Here is a 16,650-nt window from a genome sequence, read left to right on the forward strand (position 1 = left end):
GAGATAGGAGTGAACAAGTGTCCATGCGCGCAGCGGATGGCTACGCCCGCATAACCAGTCCGGTAACCACCGGCGGAGGCGGTGTCCCGGCCGCCGGGCCCTCCGCGACCGAGCCCCGCGGATGACGCGGGGGGATGGATGGGTTCTCGGACCGCGGACGACGAGACCTTGCGAACGCTGTACGACACGTACGCGGGTTCGCTGCTGAGATACGTACTCCGGCTGACCAGTGGTGACCGGCAGCGCGCGGAGGACGTGGTGCAGGAGACCATGCTCCGGGCCTGGCGCAGCTCCGGCGCGCTGGACCCGGAGCGCGGGTCGACCCGGGGCTGGTTGTTCACTGTGGCCCGCAACCTGGTCATCGACCAGGAGCGGATGCGCCGGGCCCGCCCCACCGAGGTGGGCGACGAGTCACTGGTGCTGCAACCCTCGTCAACTCCCGGCCCGGACGAGGCGTTCGCCCGCACCCTGCTGTCCTGGCAGCTGGCAGAGGCGCTGTCCGGGCTCAGCCCGGACCACCGTGCCGTGCTGCTGGAGCTGTACTACCGGGAGCGCTCGGTCGCGGAGGCGGCCGAGGCGCTCGGCATCGCTCCGGGCACGGTCAAGTCGCGGGCCTACTACGCGGTTCGCGCGTTGCGCGTCGAATGTGAGGAGCGAGGGTTGAGCCGATGACGTTCTCCGGAACACACGAGGAGTGCGAGCCGGTTCGGCTCTCGCTCGGCGCCTACGTGCTCGGTGCGCTGAACGCGGGCGAGTCGTTCGATGTGCGCCAGCATCTCGCGGTCTGCCCCGACTGCCGTCAGGAACACGACGAGTTGGCCGGGGTGCCCGCGCTGCTCTCGCTGGTGTCGAAGGCCGAGGCCGAGGCGGTGTGTGCCGCCTCGGCCCCGGCCGCCCCGGCCCCCGCCCAGTGCGCCCCGCTGGTGCGACTTCGGCGGCACGGGCGGCGGCGCCGCAGCCGCCGCGGCCGGCTGGCCGTCGCCGTGGCGGGGGCGGCGGTGCTGGCCGCAATAGGCACCACCTGGACGCTGAGTACGGGCGGCGGCGGTCACGGCGCGCCCGCGCATGTCGCGTCGGCCACCGACAACGCCACCGGGGTGGGCGCATCGGTTTCGGTCCAACCGGTTGCCTGGGGCAGCCGGTTGACCCTCGACCTGCACAACGCGCCGCCGGGCTCCACCTGTTCGCTGGTCGCGATCGGACGGCACGGTGAACGCCAGGTCGCGGCGAGTTGGACCGCCAAGGGCCGGGGCAACCTCACCATCCCCGGCGCCACCGCCATGCAGCCGGGCGACATCAGCCGGTTCGACGTGGAGACCGTCGACGGTCACCGGCTCGTCTCCGTACCGGAGTAGCACTGTCTCGCGGCGCTACCCCGGCACGCCCTGTTCCTCCAGCGTTCTTCTGAGCGCGCGCAGCCCGTAGTAGATCCGGGACTTCACGGTGCCGTTGGGGATGCCGAGCACCGCCGCGGCCTGCTGGATGGTGCGCCCGGCGAGGTAGGACTCCACGATGGCCTCTCGGTGCGCCGGGGTCAGGGTGGCCAGTGCCTCCGAGAGGGTCATGGCGGACAGCGCCCGGTCGAACTCGTCCGGTGCGGCAAGGAGTTCCAGCGCGGTGTCGCCCATCTCCTGCGGCCTGGACCGGCGGCTGCGGTAGTCGTCTATGACGATGCGTCGGGCCACGGTGGCCAGCCACGGGCGGGCGCTGCGGGTGGGGTCGGTGAGCTGCGCCGCGTGCCGCCACGCCCGCAGCAGGGTCTCCTGGACGACGTCCTCCGCCCAGTAGCGGTCACCACCGGTCAGCGTGATCACGTAGCTGAGCAGTGCGGAAGCGTGTTCCCGGTAGAGCCGTCGGACCAACTCGGATTCCACGGTGGGAGCTTGAGAACGTTTTGACCGTCTGCGTTGGATTAGCATGGGTCAGTCCTCACCCGCCGATCCCGGCGCATCACCGCCGGTCAACCCGACCGTCGCATTTATCGGGACGTTATGTGGGTGGGGCCGATATCGGCCGCCTTGCGGCGGGGTCGTCCCTGTGAATTCGGGGACGCCTTCGTTGAACGGGAAACAGATTAAGGTGGCGGCGTTATGGGCCGCCGGACACGATCCGTACGCCGAAGCCGCGGCGGCTCCGCGGCGTTGGTGGGGGGACATGGCAACACGCTCCTCGACGTGACGGTCAGGGGGCAGTGCGGCTGCCGCGACGCGCCGTGGGGGTGGCCCGCCGCCTGCATGGCGTGCGCAGTGCGTGCATGGAAGGCGGCCCGGTGGGGCATCCTCAGGTTGGCGATCACAGGGTGCTGAGATCGGAATTGGAAAAGCTGACGAGCGCCGTCGAAGGTCAACCGCCCGCCACTTCGGGGGAGTTACCCCGGAGTACCGCGAAGGTTAACCACAAGCCCGAGTACATATCAATGGGATGACGGCCGGTCTGGCCTGCCGATTCGCCGACGGGGGTTACCCGGCGTCCTGGAGAAATTCGGGAGGATGCCGCACGATTCTCCCCGCCGTTCGTCGGAAAGTCCGTGCCAAATGGCAAAGAGACGGTAAACGGAATGTGTTGCGGTGAACCGGCGCCGGTCTGCGCCCGTACTGAACGGTCACACAGCACCGCCCCGCGGACCCGCCTCCCCCGGGTCGGGGCCGGTGCTGTGTGTACCGGGGAGCCGAACGGGACCGGATCCAACGGAAAGGTCAGGCGATGACCTGTCTGGACGTACTGCTGTCACTGCGCCCGCACGGGCGGGGACGGCACCGCGCGGCCGAACGGAGAACCTCCGCCGCGACCCTCAACGCCCTCGCGAGCTGCGGGAGTTGGCTGAGCCGGGCGGGCTACTGGCTGGGCCGGGCGCCGAGCATGGCCACGCTGTGCGCCTTCCTGCTGTACGTCCTGCTCTCCTCGTTCCTGGGCGACGTGATGAGCCTTCCGGTGCCGGGCCTCGGCAACGTCGGTGTGCTGCTCGGCCTTTCGCAGTTCGCGGCCGTCTTCGGGTTCGCCGCCCATGGACTGCGCACCGACTGCCGTGGCGATCCGGCGGTCGGTGAACTCGGCGAGCCCGTGGAGTCGTACCGATGACCAACTCCACCTCGGCGCAGACCGGTGCCCTGATCATGTTCTCGGTGCTGGCCACGCTCGCGATGCTGCTGTGCATCCTGACCGGCTCGGAACCCGACGACCTCGCCGACTTCTACACCGGCTACCGCACCTTGACCCCACTGCGCAACGGCCTGGCGGTCGCGGGCGACTACGTCTCGGCGGCCACCGTGCTGAGCACCTCCGGAGTCATCGCGCTCAGCGGCTACGACGGGGTCGTCCTGGTGCTGAGCACCGTGCTGTCCCTGCTGCTGCTGATGCGGCTGCTCGCCGAACCGCTGCGCACCGCGGGCCGGTTCACCATGGGCGACGTGCTGGCCCGGCGGATGCCCGGCCGCGCGGTGCGCGGCGCCGCCTGCGCGGTCATCCTCGCCGCCTCGCTGCCCTTCCTGCTGGTCCAACTGTCCGTCGCCGGTTCGCTGCTGACGTTCATCCTGGGCATCTCGGTGGACGGCGCGAAGGCGGCGTGCATCTGTGTGGTCGGTGCCCTGATGATCGGCTACGCGGCGATGGGCGGGATGAAGGGCACCGCGCTGGTGCAGATCATCAAGATGGTGATGCTGTTCGGCGCCAGCCTGGCCATCACCCTGCTGGTGCTCAGCCGCTTCCACTGGAACCCCGACGCACTGCTGTCCGCCGCCCGGCGGGGCAGTGGCGCGGGGGACGCGTATCTGCGGCAGGGGCTGGAGTTCGGCCGCGGCGCCCGAGGCAGACTCGACTTCCTCAGCGTCCAGATCAGCGTGGTCCTCGGCGCCGCCTGCCTGCCCCATGTCACCATGCGGATGAACGGCGGGTCCAGCGCGTCCGCGGTCCGTCGGTCGATGTCCTGGGCGGTCGGGGCGACGGTCGTCATCGGGCTGTTCGTCACCGTGATGGGCACCGCCGCGGCCGCGCTGGTCGGACACCAGGTGATCACCGCCAACGATCCACAGGGCAGCACCTCACTGTTGCTGCTGTCCAGCGCGCTGGGCATGGACTACCCCTCGCTCGGCGAGGCGGTGCTGTTCGCCGCCATCGGCGGAGCGATCTTCATGACGCTGCTGGCCTCGGTCGCCGGAGTGACGCTGGCCGCCGCCACCTCGGTGGCGCACGATCTGTACGCCGGGGTGCTCCGCCGTGAACGGGCCACCGAGCGCGGCGAGTTGGCCGTCGCCCGGTGGGCGATCCTGGGCATCGGCCTGGTGGCGATCGTGCTCGCCGCGCTGGTACGCGACCGGAACCTCCAGGTGCTCATCGCCACCGCGTTCTGCGTCGGCGCCTCGGCGGTGGCGCCCGCCCTGGTGTACAGCCTGTTCTGGAGCGGCTACACCCGTACCGGACTGCTGTGCACGCTGCTGGGCGGTACGGCGTGCGTGCTGCTGCTGATGACGTTCTCGACCGCCGTGTCCGGTAGGCCCGACTCGCTCTTTCCCCACCATGACTTCCACTGGTTCCCGTTGCGGACCACCGGGATCGTCTCGGTCCCGGTCGGGTTCCTCAGCGGCTGGCTCGGCAGCCGGCACGGCTGGCGGTCGGTGGTCAGCGCGCTGCGCGCGGCGGTGGCCTCTAGTTGATGACGGTCACCGACTTGAGTTTGTCCTCCTGGAGGAGTTGCCACATGTGCCGCCGTCGCAGCTTGCCGCTGGTGGTCCGCTTGAGCAGGCCGCGCCGCCCGGCGACCAGGGTCAGCGAGGGCTCGGGGCCCAGTTCGCCGCGGAGCGTCTCGGTCACCGCGTCCGTCCACGGCCCGGGCGCCGACTCCGCGAAGACGGCGAGTCCGACCCGGCCGCGGTCGTTGACCGCCACCACGGCAATCCGGTCCTTGTCCAGCCCGGCCGCCGCGGCGACCTTCGCGTCCAGGTCGTCCATGTACACACTGCGGCCGCGCAGTTTGAGGCTGTCTCCCATCCGGCCCAGCACGAACAGCTGCCCGTCGTACACGAACCCGGCGTCCCCGGTGCGCAGTTCACCGTCGACGAACCGGGTGGAGCCGCCCTCCCGGCCGCCGTGGTAGCCCTGGGCCACCGAACTACCGGTGACGGCGACCTCGCCGAGGTGCCCGTCCGGCAGCGGACGCCCCTCGTCGTCCAGGATCCGCACGCCCACGCCGTCCGCCTCGTGCGGGGCGCCGTGGCCGACGAGCCAGCCGGAGCCCGGCTCGATGGGCCGGTCGCCCAGCTTCCCCGCCTCCTGGATGCGCACCGGCTCGCCGAGCCGCATCGAGGACCAGTCGGGGCGCACCACCACGACCGGTCCCTCGGCTCCGGTGACCGCCAGGGTGTTCTCGGCCAGCCCGTACGAGGGCAGGTAGGTGTCGCGGGAGAAACCCACCGGCTCGGCGAACCGGGCGAACGCGTCCAGCGCCGCCGGATCGACCACCTCGGCCCCGACCACCACACTGCGCCAGCCGGACAGGTCCAGCTCGGCCAGCCGCTGCGGCTTCACCCGTCGGGCGGCGTAGGCGAAGGCGAACGACGGCGCCGCCGAGTGCGTCGCCTTGCCCGGCGCGAGGCACTCAAGCCAGCGTGCGGGGTCGCGGATGAACTGCTCGGGCCGCATCAGCCACAGCTCGCCCTGCGCGGCGAACGGGAACAGGCAGCAGCCGATCAGTCCCATGTCGTGGTGGAGCGGCAGCCAGGAGACGACGGAGTCGCTGTCCCGCCAGTCGAGCAGACGGCTCAGCATCGCGTGGTTGGCCGCCAGGTTGTCCCAGGAGACCCGGACGCCGCGGGGCTGTCCGGTGGAGCCAGAGGTGAACTGGAGCAGCGCGATCCCCTCGCGGTTGTGGTCCTCGATGGGGATCTCGGTGGCACCCTCGCGCGGGATCCACGGTTCGTCCGACCGGCCCGCCCGGACCATCGCCTCGGCCGCCAGCGGGCGGTACGTCTCGGCGGTGACCACCAGGGCGGGCTCGGCCTGCCGCAGGATTCCGGATACGTACTCGGTGTACTCGTTGTCCGACTGGAACGAGGGCGGCAGCAGCGGGGAGATCGTGGCGCCCGCCGCCCAGGTGCCGAACAGCGCGGCCAGGCAGTCCCGGCCAGACGGCATCAGCAGGCAGACCACATCCCCGGGGCGCACCCCGGCCGACACCATCTCGGTGGCCATCCGGCGGGCCGAGGAGGCGAGTTCACGGTAGGAGACGAACTCCCAGTCGCCCCCGTCGGCGGCGAAGCGCACCCCGCGTTGCGGGTGCGGGTCGGTGAGCCAGGAAATCAGACGTGACACGTCCAGAACCGTCCTATCCCTCGATGACCTGGGCGGTTTCCGCCGGGCGCGCGGGCTCGGCGGTGTCCTCGATCCTGCCCAGCCGGGGCAGGAAGCGGCCGCTCTGGGCGATGTACCGGCGGTACTCGGCGCCGAACTCCGAGGCACTCAGCCGCCGTTCCTCGCGGGCGGCCGTGGTGTTCAGCGACACCAGTCCGTAGACCGCGAACAGCACTGTGCCCCAGTGCGGGTAGACGAGCAGGCCCGCGAGGAAGGCCAGCAGGAACGAGGAGTAGAACGGGTGCCGGATCCGGCGGTAGGCGCCATAGGTCACGATGTGCCGTGGCGCGTCGTTGTCCTGGTGCCACAGCGCCAGCGGAATGCGGTGGGTGCCCAGCGTCATGAAGATCAGCGCGATGGACGCCACGCTCAACACCACGGAGATCAGCGTCAGTACGGTGCGCGGGGTACCCGAGGCGAACGGCTGCCAGCCGATCGCGAGCCCTGCCGCGATGTACAGCGGGCACAGGAAGAACGGCAGCGCGGTCAGCCACCACCTCAGGTTGAAGCTGCCGTCCGAGCGGAAGAAGAGTCGGGGCAGGGCGCCGATGAAGACGAAGTCCAGCAGGAGCAGCAGGAGGGCGGAGTCATCCACGTGAGGGTGGCATCCTTTCTGGCGGTTACGATGCGGCGGCTGTGGCGGTGGTTACGACCGGACGACGGGCTCCTCGGACTCCTGCGCCCTGACGACGGGTGCGGGCCGGTCCGGGCGGCCGGGCAGCCACCAGTTCCACCGGCCCATCAGTTGCATGGCGGCGGGCACCACGACCAGCCGGATGATGGTGGCGTCCAGTGCGATGGCGACGGCCAGGCCGAAGCCGAGTTGCTGGATGGGCATGATGCCGGTGAAGGCGAAGGCGCCGAACACCGCGACCATCAGCAGTGCGGCACCGGAGATCAGCGGCGCGGTGCGGGCCATGCCGGTCGCCACGCTGGAGGTGTTGTCCGCCCCGCCGTCGTACTCCTCGCGGATGCGGTGCAGCAGGAACACCTCGTAGTCGGTGCTGAGGCTGAACAGGATCGCCAGCAGCAGGATGGGCACGAAGTTCTGTAGGTAGCCGAACTGCTGGAAGCCGAACAGAGCGGCACCGGAGGAGTGTTGGAACACCAGCACCAGGGCGCCGTACGTCGCCCCGAGGGAGAGCAGGTTGATCAGGATCGCCTTGATCGGCAGCAGTACGGACCGGAAGGTGATCAGCAGCAGCACGTAGATGACCACCAGCATGACCGCCACCACCGAGGGCAGCCCGTCCGAGATCGCCGAGTTGGCGTCGATGCCCTCCGCGGTCTCACCGCCCACCACCGTGTGCAGGCCGGGAGCGCCGAGCCGGTCCACGGTGGACCGCATGGCGGCGACCAGGCCGCGGGAGGGCGCGCTGGACGCGTAGTTGTCCGCGATGACCTCCAGCACGATGGTGCGCCGGTCGCTGGAGACGAAGTGGTTGACAGTGGCGCGGGCGTCGGTCGGCAGCCGGTCGAAGACCGCCGGGTCCAGCGCGGCGAACGGCCGAGCGGGACTGACCGCCCGTAGCGCGTCGACCGGCGAGTTGACGTCGGTGACGTGCGGAAGCCTGGCCAACTCGTCGCGCAGCGCCAGGATCCGGCCGCTGTCCCGCGCGGTGTTCAGCGGGGTGTCCGAGCTGATGACCACCTCGTTGGGCGAGGCGGAACCGGGCCCGAACTGCTCGCGCATGGCGTCGTACCCCTGCCGCACGGGGGAGGACTCGGGCACGATGCGCGCGTCCGGGGTGAAGGTGCGCAAGCCGAGTGAAGGGGAGGCGAGCGCCACCATCGCGACGATCGCCACCACCAGGAACAGGACCGGACGCCGCATGATCTGCCGTGCCACGTTCCGCCAGCGCCGCCCCTGCTCCTCGGGCCCACGCCGCTGCATGGGCAGTCGGCCCCACAGGATCCGGTCGCCCAACAGCAGTAGTACCAGCGGCAGTACGAGCACCGCGGCCAGCACCGCGAAGGCCACCACGACCAGGATGCCCAGCGCGATCGACTGGATGACGTTGAGGTCCACCAGGAACAGGCTCGACATCGCCAGGATGACGATGAGCCCGGAGAAGGTGACGGTCTTGCCGCTGGTGCGCAGTGTGGCGGCGAGCGCGGCCGTGCGGTCCCGGCCGCGGGCGAGTTCGTCGGTGTAACGGGAGATGATGAACAGCGAGTAGTCGACGCTCACTCCGAGGCCGATCATGGTGGCGGCGTTCTCCACGAAGATCGACAGCTCGAAGTGCTGGGCGAGTACCGACATCAGCCCGAGGGTGAAGACGATCGCCGTCGCGGAGACCACGAAGGAGACCACCGCCGACGCAATGCCCCGGTACAACAGCAGCAGGATCACCAACAGCAGCGGGAACGTGATGAGTTCGGCGGTCTGCAGGCCCTTCTGGCTCAGTGTGTTGATCTCGCCCCACAGCGTGCCCGCGCTGACCAGTGAGACCCGCAGTCCCTGTGGCGCGAAGCGGTGGTCGACGTCGGTCTGGACGCCGGGCAGTACCCGGCGAGCCGTGCCGTCGTCCAGCTTCAGTCCGACGAGGGTGATGGCGGTGTGCCGGTCCTTGCCGACGAACTTCCCACGGGCCGCCGGGGACAGGTCGAGCCAGCCGTAACTGCCCACCACCGCGAGCCGCTTGTCGCCGATGACCTGCCGCATGGCCTGCCCCACCCGCTGGTCGAACGCGGGGGTTCCGGCGGCGTTGCGCTCGTCCCGTACCAGCAGGGTGAGGTCGCTGGCGCCGCGGTCGGCGAAGCCGGACTGGGTGGCCGTGATCGCCTGCTGCGAGCCGGACCCGGGTACGTACCAGCCGCCACCGCTGAGCCGGTCGGCGATGGGCAGCGCGGCAACCCCGGCCGCGACCAGCGCCACCAGCCATACGGCCAGCAGCGGCCAGCGGAGTCTTGCGATCGCGCGGATCAGACGTTCCGACATACCTAGCTCCGGTGAGAGGGGTTCCGTGGGGTGGGGGAGGGCCCAGCGGGTGGGGGAGGCGGCCGGTGGATCAGACCTTCGCGCCCACCAGCCCGGCGAGTTCGCCGAGGGTGGTGATCTCGCGCAGTTCGTCCTGGGTGAAGATGGTGTCGAACTCCTCCTGGAGGTCGACGGCCATCTCGACCAGCAGGAAGCTGTCCGCGGCGAGTTCCCGCAGGGTGGTTTCCGGGGTCAGCTTCTCCACCGGTATGGACAGCGTCGTGCTGATGCGGTCGGCGACCTCGTCGAAGGTGACGGCGGTTGGCACTGTCGGCTCTCTTTCTGGTGCGTTGGCTTGCGGGGTGCGGGTCTCGCCGTGGAACGCCGCGGCGACGGACAGGTGGGCGCCGTGCAGCCGGGTGCTGGCGTAGCCGAAGACCGGCTCGCGGTGCGGGCCGGCGCGGGCGCTGCCGCGGCGGGCGGACGCGTCGAGGGTGCGGTAGTCGAGCAGCACGGTGTGCCGGTTGTCCGGATCGGCCTTGAACAGCGCCTCCTTGACCGTCCACAGCCGCAACTGCTCACTGGGCCTGGCGTGTTCGGGCAGCGAGGCCAGCCATGACCGTTCGTGCTCGTCGAGGAAGAACCGGGCGGTGTCCACCCGGGCCTGCCGGTCGGTCTCCAGGTCCACCCCGATGCCCGCCAGCCGCGGTGCCGGACGCACCGCGCCCGCCGCCACCGCCGCGCCCTCGATGTGCGACAGCGACAGCCGGCGGTGCGGAAACGCGTACCCGGTGGTCTCCCGCGGCAGCCCGAGCACGCCCAGCAGCACCCGCAGGGCGTGCCGGGAGACCAGCCACTGCGGCCTTGCCCGCCGCGGCAGTTCGGCGAGCCGGTCCCGCTCCCGGCGGGTGAGGGTGTGCGTGGCCAGTGGCTGCCGCGTCCACACGGCGAGCACCGTCTCGGTCATGCCTTGCCGGGGACGCTCAGGTCGACGGCGCCGTCGCCGAGGAAGGCGATGCGTTCGCCGTACTCGGCGAGAGTCTTGGCGTAGACCTCCTCGTCAGCCGCGGTGAACCGGGCGAGGGTGTCGTCGATGAGCTGCTGGCCGTACTTGCGCGCCATCTCCTGGAGCGCGTCGCGTACGTACTTCACGTGCCAGCGCTCGTCTTCCATGATCGTCTCAATGGTCTGCCGGACCCGCGGATGGGTGTCGGGCGCCCGCAGATGCCGGTGGTACTGGCCGATCACCCGCTTCTCGAAGACCTGGGTGATCGCCATGACCTCCATGAGGTTGGCGGGCAGGCCCACCGCTTCCAGGTACTGGTCCTGGTAGGCACCGGAGAGCTTCTCGGCGTTGTAGCCGAGGTCCTCGATGCAGCGCGTCCAGTATTTGGCGTGGTTGGCCTCGTCGGCGAAGTGGTGGGTGACATCGGCCTGTAGCGGTCCGCCGCGCAGGGTGCGGGCGACCCGGCCGAAGAACAGCGCGCCGTTGATCTCGGAGGAGCGGTAGAAGCTGAGCAGCCACAGGTCGTTCTCGGAAAGCGTCGTCACGGTGTCTCCTGGGTCCGGCGGCCCCACTTGGATTCGATGAGCCGTAGGCAGGTGGTTTCCGCCAGCGCGAGCGGGTCGGGAGCCGTGTAGCCGGGCCAGGCGGCCCGCAGCGCGTCGTTGCGGAAGGTCTTCGGTAGGTACAGCTGGTGCGCGAACGGCGAGACCGAGGAGAGCGACTGGTTGATCGGGCCGCCGCGCAGCAGGTCGGCCGCGGACAGCAGGTCCTCGAAGCTCTCCTGGTCGCAGGGGAGCGGCCGCATCAACCCGCGCCGCTGGAAGCCCGGATCGCGCTCGAAGACCGTGAAGGCGGTGTCGACGAGCTGGTCCAGCGTCGCGGTGTCGGCCGGGTCGGGGCAGATGTGGTAGACGCCGTCGGCGATCGCGGGGTCGAGCAGTCTGGTGACCGCCGAGGCGGTGAACGACGCCGTCGCCAGGCTCAGCGGCGTCGCGCCGTCGCCGGGCAGCAGGGACAGCAGCCCGTAGTAGAACAGCTTCAGGGTGTTGTGGAAGGCGTTGTACTGGGTGACCTGGCCGCCGTCGTCGTCGGCGACGAGCGTCGGCAGCCGCAGCACGGAGACCGGCAGCTCCCCGGCGGCGCCCAACACCTCTTCCTCCGCAGCCCACTTGGACCACTCGTAGTGGTTGACGAAGCCCACGTCGTCCAGCCGCTCCTCGTGGACGTCACCGCGTCGGCGGCCCGCCGCGTACAGCGTGGACAGCATCGCCAGCCGCTGGAGGTTGTCGCAGCGCGCCGCGAACGCCCGCAGCCGTGCGGTGCCGTCGACGTTGACGCGCTGCGCCAGGTCCCGCTCGACGTTGAAGCGGGTGACGGCGGCGGCGTGCACGATACGGGTCACCGAGCGGGTGTCGATGTCCGCCAGCGCGTCGTCCCGCGACAGGTCGGCGGCGACGACGCGGGTTCTGCTCCGCGCCTGCGGGCCGAGCCGCTGGTCCAACCGCTCCTTCTTCGCGGCGAGTTCGGAGCTGTCGTCGGCGCGTACGGCGAGCACGAGGTCGTCGTCGCCGTCGGCCAGCAGTGCCGCGGCGAGCTGACGGCCCAGATAGCCGTCCGCGCCGGTGATGACGGTGGTTCCCCTCATACCCTGCCTCCCCCCAGCCCGGAGCGCACCTTGGCCGCGGCGTCCGCCAGCCTCGGCCAGTCGGCCGGGTCGGTGCCGTGGCGGTCGGTGATGGCGAACAGCCAGCGTTCGATGCCGAAGGCGACACAGCCGCTGTGGGCCGGTTCCTCGCCCCGGGTCAGTTCGAAGTTGACCCCGAAGTGGTCGTGGTGGCGGTTGATCGAGGCGATGGCCAGATCGCCGCCGTAGGTGGCCTCGTGCTTGACGGGCTCGACGCGCTGCATGATGTACCGCGGGTTGGCGCGCGGCCGGAAGAACGGGTCGGTCGCGGTCAGCCACTCCAGGGGCAGGTCGACGAGTTCGAAGAACGCGTCCAGTGCCGCCCGGGCCTGTTCGAGGAAGTCGACCACCTCGGCACTGGTGCCCAGGCAGACCACCTCGCGCATGGTGAAGCTGCTCAGCCGGCGCAGCGGAACGTAGTAGCGCTCGTTCCGGAAGCAGGTGTTGCGGGTGGTCAGGTACCTGGGCGCGTCGAACGTCTCGCCCAGGTGGTCGTTGAACAGGTGGTAGCAGGCCGCCGGGGTCAGCACCTGGGTGACCGCGGCGAGTTCGGTCACCGCGACGGTGCCGTCCTCGCGCAGCACCGGGCCGTCCAGGAACGCGTCCAGGTTGGCCTCCTGCTCGGCCAGCCGGGCGGCGAGGGTCGCCTGGTGCGGGAACGAGCGCAGGTAGTCGACCCGTTGCAGGCGCTGGGCGGGCAGCGAGGCGGGGTGGCGCTCTTCGTCCGCCTGCCAGATCTGGGCGAGGGTGGTGAAGGCCCGGTCGCACTCCTCGGCGAGCCGCAGCAGCGGTCCGCGTAGCGCCGCCTGGCCGGACGGCTGCCAGGACAGGCCGAGTTCGGCCAGCCGCGCCGCCCGTACCGGATCGACGGCGGGCGCCTCGACGGCCGTCATGGCGTCGCTCCCGTCGTGCAGAACCGGAGCACCATCGAGTCGATGTCGCGGAAGTCCCCCGGGTTGAGGTCCTCCACGTCGATCGGCGTACCGCTCAGCCTCTCCAACAGCAGCAGCAGTTCGGGCAGATGGACCGACCGCAGGTACCGCTCCTCGAACAGCGCGGTCTGGTCGGTGATCGTCGCACCGTCCCGGTCGGCGGCCTTGGTCAGTACCCAGGACCGCAGGCTGTCACGGATCTCCTGCTCAGAACGCATCGGCGGGCTCCTTGTCGAGAATGCCTGTCGAGGTGAGGAAACCGACGACCTTCTTCGACACCTCGCGGCGGTGCTCCCGCTGCGCCGGTGCGGACCATGCTCGTTCGGCGATCTCCCATGGATCTTCGAGCCCGGCGTCGGCGTAGACGTCCGGGTTGTAGTACTCACGCCAGGCCATGGTGAAGTACTGCCGCAGGTAGGCCCGCAGCTCCTCGACGGTCTGCCCGCCCCAGGAGGGGGCGCAGGCCTCCCACAGCGCGGTCACCAGACGGCGGCCGAAGATCAGATGGCGGGATTCCTCGAAGTGGTGGTTGTGGTTGATGAACCGGGCCACCGGATGCAGGCGGGAGTCCCTGGACTGCACCCAGTTGTAGTTGTCCACGATCTCTTCGAAGATCATGGTCTTGGCGAAGAAGAGGAAGTCCTCGATGTCGCGCGACCGGGAGTCGTGCGACTCCTCGAAGGAGAACTGGCGGCTGCGGTACACCCGCGAGTATCGGGTGCAGAAGGCGCCGAAGTAGATGCTGTGCTTGTTCTCCTCGTCCAGGAAGTGGTGCAGGTACTCCGAGACGTCCAACAGGTCCTTGCGGTAGAGCCGTTCGGCCAGGCCCTGCATCAGGGACTTCTCACCGTGGATGTTGAGGCTGTAGAAGTTGGCGGCCTCGTGGAAGGCCAGTCGGCGACGGGCGGTCTCGTCAAGCCGCTCCCAGTGCTCCGTGCCGTGCAGGCTCAGGTACTCGGGGCTGCTGAACCACTCCTGTTCCGGCCGGACCTCCTTCGGCCACGCCGCCAGCTCGGTGTACGGGTTCTGGTACGAGCGCTGCGACAGGTGGCTGAGCCTGCTGACGGTGGGGCCGAGCGAGGCGAGCGCCTCGGCCAGCCGGGCTTTGGGCACGTTCGATGTACTCAAGCGGTCCTCATCCGGTGGTCGGTTGCTTGGCGGATGTACGGGCCGGGTCAGTCCCGGGCGGCGGCAGCGGCCACCGCTTCGGTGGCTTCGAGGATCAGGCACTGCCAGTTCAGCCCGAAGCCCGCCATGATGAGGGCGATGCGCTGGCCCGGGCGCACCCGCCCGGTGGCGAGCAGCTCGGCGAGGTTGACCACGTTGTCGGCGGAGATGACGTGGCCGACGTCCGGCATGGACGAGAAGAACACCTTCTCGAAACCGACTCCCAGCAGTCTGGCCAGGATCTGCCACGCCTTGTCGTTGGTGTTCTGGGTGACCACCCAGTCGAGGTCGGCGGCGGTCAGACCGGCACGTTCCAGGGTCTCGCGCACCAGCCGGTGGGTGTACGAGAAGTAGCTGCCCACCGTCTCGTCGTCGCCCGCCTGCCCCAGGCCGCCGTTGGTGATCTGATGGGCCGTCACCAGACGGAAGGCGGCGGGCTGGCGGCTGACCACACAGGCGGCGGCGCCGTCCGAGATCAGGTTGTACGCCTGCTCGTACTTGGCCCCCTCGGGGAACCGGTCGGCCGTCACGCACAGCACCCGGTTCCAGTCCTTCTCCACCAGGAGCATCGCCTGTGCCAGCCGGACGGAGCCCAACATGGCCGTACAGGCCTGCTGGTTGAGGCCGATGACGACCGCCTTGTGCAGCCCGAAGTCGGCCTGCAGCCGACTCGCGGGGAAGTCCATCAGGTGTTTGACGTCCTTCGTGGCTTCCCACTCGGCGGCGTCGCCCGCGTTGCCGTTGAGCGGCAGGCAGGTGGCGTACACGATCGCGTCGACGTCGCCGAGCCGGTCGGAGTCGGCGAGCCGGCGGGTGACCGCGCTCGCCAGGTCGTAGGCACTGGTGGTCGGTTCGCACACGTGATGCCAGCGGAACCCGGCGGACTCGAGGTCCTGCGCGGACGAGATCAGTCCGCCCGCGGCCGCCGTCTCATTGACATGGATCTTGCGCTCGCCAAGTGAGTAGACGAACGAGTCGACGAAAACATCCGTCACTGACAACTCCCAGCCCCCCGTAACGAACCATGCGCGCACCGCGGTCGTACCGTCCGCTCCATCGCGTACGGGACCGTCGGCTTGGTGAGGGTTCAAGCGCTCACCAGGGCGCCACCGCTTCCGGTTGAAGGCGCCAAACCCCTTGCGCCTTCGCGCCCCCTGCTCCATGCTTCCGTCTGGCTACGGGCCGCGTCGATGGCCGCCTGCTGCGGATTCCCACGGCCAGACTGTGCACCGAGCACAACCGCCCCACGGGTTTACATGCGCGTTACATGTTCTCCGTGTCGGACTGGGGCGGCGAGGTGAGCGGCAGCGTGTTGACCGCCACCAGTGCCATCTGACAGGCCAGTTGATGGCGGTCGTCGTCCAGCGAGTGGCCGGTGAGCGATTCCACCCGGCGCAGCCGGTTGAGCACGGTGTTGCGGTGGCAGTGCAACCGCTGTGCGGCCTTGGCGGCCGAACAGCCGCTGCGGAACCAGGCGTCCATCGTCGTCAGCAGTACGTCCCGCTCCTCCGGCGCGCAGTCCAGCAGGTGCCCGAAGGCCCGCTGGGTCAGCCGCTGTGCGACGTTCGGGCTGGTCACCACGAAGGCCTCCAGCAGCCGGTCGTCGAAGGCCGCCACCCCCGTGGCCCCGTAGCGCAGCGTCTGCAGCGCGGTCTCCGCGAAGTGGTAGGCGGTGGCGATGTCAGCGAGGCTGTCCACCTCGCCGGAGACCCCCACCCGCTGCCCCGCACCGGCGGAGAGCCATTCGACCAGCCGCGGCAGCGCGGTGCGGCCCAGTTCCAGTACGCCGATCTCCCGGTCCGAGCGCAGCCGCCACACGGCCTGTACCGAGCGCGCGGGCAGCGCGGCGCTCAACGTACGGAAGGAGCCGCCCGCGTCCGCGTCCACGGCGACCACCACGAACCGGCCGCGGGTCGGCAGCCCCAGCGTGACCCGCGCCTCCGCGGCGACCGCCGGTTCCACACCGCGCCCTTCGATCAGCGCGTCGAACAGCGCGTCCCTGCGCGCCGCGTCCTCGCGGCGGGCGGTCAACTCGGCCGAACGGTACCCCTTGACCAGCGCCAGCGAGTAGCTGTCCAGCACGTCCCACACCGGCCCGCTCTCGTCCAGCAGCCGTTGCAGCACCTCCGGTGACCTGGCGCGGGCCTCGTCGAACAGTTTCTCCCACAGCAGTTGGGTGGCCAGCCGGTGCACCCGCAGCATCGACTCCAGGGCCACCCCCTCCTGGGCGCGGTGGTGGCCCCAGGCCATGGGCACGGTGAGCGGGTCGTCGGCGGGGACGGGCTTGTCCGCGAGGAACCGCAGGAAGCCCAGTACGTGCTCGCGCAGCGAGCGGCGGATGTCGGCCGGTGGCAGCTGCTGGACATGCTCCACGTCCCGGCCCGCGGCCAACTCGACGAGCTGCTCGATGAGTTGCGGAGCCTGGCGTATCAGTGCCTCCGCGAGCGCGGGCACCACCGAGTCGTGCCCGCCTAACGGCCGTGTACTGGGCAGATGAATGACGTCTGACGGGCTCTCGGCGTCCTTGGCGGTGCCTGAGGTGATCGCCCGCACCGAGGCGATGTGCGCGGGTACCGACATCTTGAGCTCCCTTTGGCCA

16 protein-coding genes are annotated in these 16,650 nt (G+C 70.1%); 4 read left to right on the plus strand and 12 right to left on the minus strand.

Going from position 1 to position 16,650, the window contains the following annotated elements; translation table 11 throughout:
• Positions 1-138 precede the first annotated feature (138 nt).
• On the plus strand, positions 139-672 hold the full coding sequence (locus tag P3G67_RS00110; RefSeq protein ID WP_269858560.1) for a sigma-70 family RNA polymerase sigma factor: 534 nt from the start codon (positions 139-141) through the stop codon (positions 670-672).
• The gene (locus tag P3G67_RS00115; RefSeq protein ID WP_269858559.1) at positions 669-1,355 is read left to right on the plus strand and encodes an anti-sigma factor family protein; all 687 of its coding nucleotides are present in this window, start codon (positions 669-671) and stop codon (positions 1,353-1,355) included. Before P3G67_RS00110 ends, P3G67_RS00115 begins: the two co-directional genes overlap by 4 nt.
• A 15-nt stretch (positions 1,356-1,370) precedes the next feature.
• Here P3G67_RS00115 and P3G67_RS00120 read toward each other — a convergent pair whose 3' ends face one another.
• Entirely contained in the window at positions 1,371-1,919 is a 549-nt protein-coding gene (locus tag P3G67_RS00120; protein ID WP_269858558.1) for a sigma-70 family RNA polymerase sigma factor, read from the minus strand.
• A gap of 784 nt (positions 1,920-2,703) precedes the next feature.
• Between P3G67_RS00120 and P3G67_RS00125 the strand changes: the two genes are divergently transcribed.
• Both P3G67_RS00125 and P3G67_RS00130 read left to right on the plus strand, forming a co-directional pair.
• Positions 2,704-3,078, plus strand: coding sequence for a DUF485 domain-containing protein (locus P3G67_RS00125; RefSeq protein WP_276091576.1), 375 nt, complete (start codon positions 2,704-2,706; stop codon positions 3,076-3,078).
• On the plus strand, positions 3,075-4,649 hold the full coding sequence (locus P3G67_RS00130) for a sodium/solute symporter (RefSeq protein ID WP_276091577.1): 1,575 nt from the start codon (positions 3,075-3,077) through the stop codon (positions 4,647-4,649). The genes P3G67_RS00125 and P3G67_RS00130 overlap by 4 nt, the downstream gene beginning before the upstream one ends.
• On the opposite strand, the gene P3G67_RS00135 is transcribed toward P3G67_RS00130, so the two are convergent.
• From P3G67_RS00135 to P3G67_RS00185, 11 genes are all read right to left on the minus strand, one after another.
• The gene (locus P3G67_RS00135; RefSeq protein WP_276091578.1) at positions 4,642-6,303 is read right to left on the minus strand and encodes an AMP-binding protein; all 1,662 of its coding nucleotides are present in this window, start codon (positions 6,301-6,303) and stop codon (positions 4,642-4,644) included. The two genes, P3G67_RS00130 and P3G67_RS00135, sit on opposite strands and share 8 nt — an antisense overlap.
• Positions 6,304-6,316: 13 nt before the next feature.
• Positions 6,317-6,937 (minus strand): methyltransferase family protein, encoded by a 621-nt coding sequence (locus P3G67_RS00140; RefSeq protein WP_269858554.1) that lies wholly within the window; start codon positions 6,935-6,937, stop codon positions 6,317-6,319.
• Positions 6,938-6,988: 51 nt separating this feature from the next.
• Positions 6,989-9,283, minus strand: a complete 2,295-nt coding sequence (locus P3G67_RS00145) for an MMPL family transporter (RefSeq protein WP_276091579.1) — start codon at positions 9,281-9,283, stop codon at positions 6,989-6,991.
• Between the two features lie 70 nt (positions 9,284-9,353).
• On the minus strand, positions 9,354-10,229 hold the full coding sequence (locus tag P3G67_RS00150; RefSeq protein WP_276091580.1) for a 4'-phosphopantetheinyl transferase superfamily protein: 876 nt from the start codon (positions 10,227-10,229) through the stop codon (positions 9,354-9,356).
• Positions 10,226-10,813: a ferritin-like domain-containing protein gene (locus P3G67_RS00155; RefSeq protein WP_269858551.1), complete on the minus strand. Its 588-nt coding sequence runs from the start codon at positions 10,811-10,813 to the stop codon at positions 10,226-10,228. The genes P3G67_RS00150 and P3G67_RS00155 overlap by 4 nt, the downstream gene beginning before the upstream one ends.
• Entirely contained in the window at positions 10,810-11,913 is a 1,104-nt protein-coding gene (locus P3G67_RS00160) for an SDR family oxidoreductase (protein ID WP_276091581.1), read from the minus strand. The genes P3G67_RS00155 and P3G67_RS00160 overlap by 4 nt, the downstream gene beginning before the upstream one ends.
• Complete coding sequence (locus tag P3G67_RS00165) at positions 11,910-12,845, minus strand: aminoacyl--tRNA ligase-related protein (RefSeq protein WP_276091582.1); 936 nt, start codon at positions 12,843-12,845, stop codon at positions 11,910-11,912. Before P3G67_RS00165 ends, P3G67_RS00160 begins: the two co-directional genes overlap by 4 nt.
• Complete coding sequence (locus P3G67_RS00170) at positions 12,842-13,102, minus strand: acyl carrier protein (RefSeq protein ID WP_276091583.1); 261 nt, start codon at positions 13,100-13,102, stop codon at positions 12,842-12,844. Before P3G67_RS00170 ends, P3G67_RS00165 begins: the two co-directional genes overlap by 4 nt.
• Positions 13,092-14,012: a diiron oxygenase gene (locus P3G67_RS00175; RefSeq protein WP_276091584.1), complete on the minus strand. Its 921-nt coding sequence runs from the start codon at positions 14,010-14,012 to the stop codon at positions 13,092-13,094. Before P3G67_RS00175 ends, P3G67_RS00170 begins: the two co-directional genes overlap by 11 nt.
• 47 nt (positions 14,013-14,059) lie before the next feature.
• Complete coding sequence (locus tag P3G67_RS00180) at positions 14,060-15,046, minus strand: 3-oxoacyl-[acyl-carrier-protein] synthase III C-terminal domain-containing protein (RefSeq protein WP_276091585.1); 987 nt, start codon at positions 15,044-15,046, stop codon at positions 14,060-14,062.
• Positions 15,047-15,314: 268 nt separating this feature from the next.
• Entirely contained in the window at positions 15,315-16,631 is a 1,317-nt protein-coding gene (locus P3G67_RS00185) for a PucR family transcriptional regulator (RefSeq protein WP_276091586.1), read from the minus strand.
• Between the last annotated feature and the right edge of the window lie 19 nt (positions 16,632-16,650).

This window comes from Streptomyces silvisoli (assembly GCF_029269905.1).
Taxonomy (GTDB): domain Bacteria; phylum Actinomycetota; class Actinomycetes; order Streptomycetales; family Streptomycetaceae; genus Streptantibioticus_A; species Streptantibioticus_A silvisoli_A.

What these genes read in the sequence shown, in the direction of transcription:
- P3G67_RS00110 (WP_269858560.1), top strand. Translation starts at nt 139, where the DNA reads ATGGGTTCTCGGACCGCGGACGACGAGACCTTGCGAACGCTGTACGAC.
- P3G67_RS00115 (WP_269858559.1), top strand. Translation starts at nt 669, where the DNA reads ATGACGTTCTCCGGAACACACGAGGAGTGCGAGCCGGTTCGGCTCTCG.
- P3G67_RS00120 (WP_269858558.1), bottom strand. Translation starts at nt 1,919, where the DNA reads ATGCTAATCCAACGCAGACGGTCAAAACGTTCTCAAGCTCCCACCGTG.
- P3G67_RS00125 (WP_276091576.1), top strand. Translation starts at nt 2,704, where the DNA reads ATGACCTGTCTGGACGTACTGCTGTCACTGCGCCCGCACGGGCGGGGA.
- P3G67_RS00130 (WP_276091577.1), top strand. Translation starts at nt 3,075, where the DNA reads ATGACCAACTCCACCTCGGCGCAGACCGGTGCCCTGATCATGTTCTCG.
- P3G67_RS00145 (WP_276091579.1), bottom strand. Translation starts at nt 9,283, where the DNA reads ATGTCGGAACGTCTGATCCGCGCGATCGCAAGACTCCGCTGGCCGCTG.
- P3G67_RS00150 (WP_276091580.1), bottom strand. Translation starts at nt 10,229, where the DNA reads ATGACCGAGACGGTGCTCGCCGTGTGGACGCGGCAGCCACTGGCCACG.
- P3G67_RS00160 (WP_276091581.1), bottom strand. Translation starts at nt 11,913, where the DNA reads ATGAGGGGAACCACCGTCATCACCGGCGCGGACGGCTATCTGGGCCGT.
- P3G67_RS00165 (WP_276091582.1), bottom strand. Translation starts at nt 12,845, where the DNA reads ATGACGGCCGTCGAGGCGCCCGCCGTCGATCCGGTACGGGCGGCGCGG.
- P3G67_RS00170 (WP_276091583.1), bottom strand. Translation starts at nt 13,102, where the DNA reads ATGCGTTCTGAGCAGGAGATCCGTGACAGCCTGCGGTCCTGGGTACTG.
- P3G67_RS00185 (WP_276091586.1), bottom strand. Translation starts at nt 16,631, where the DNA reads ATGTCGGTACCCGCGCACATCGCCTCGGTGCGGGCGATCACCTCAGGC.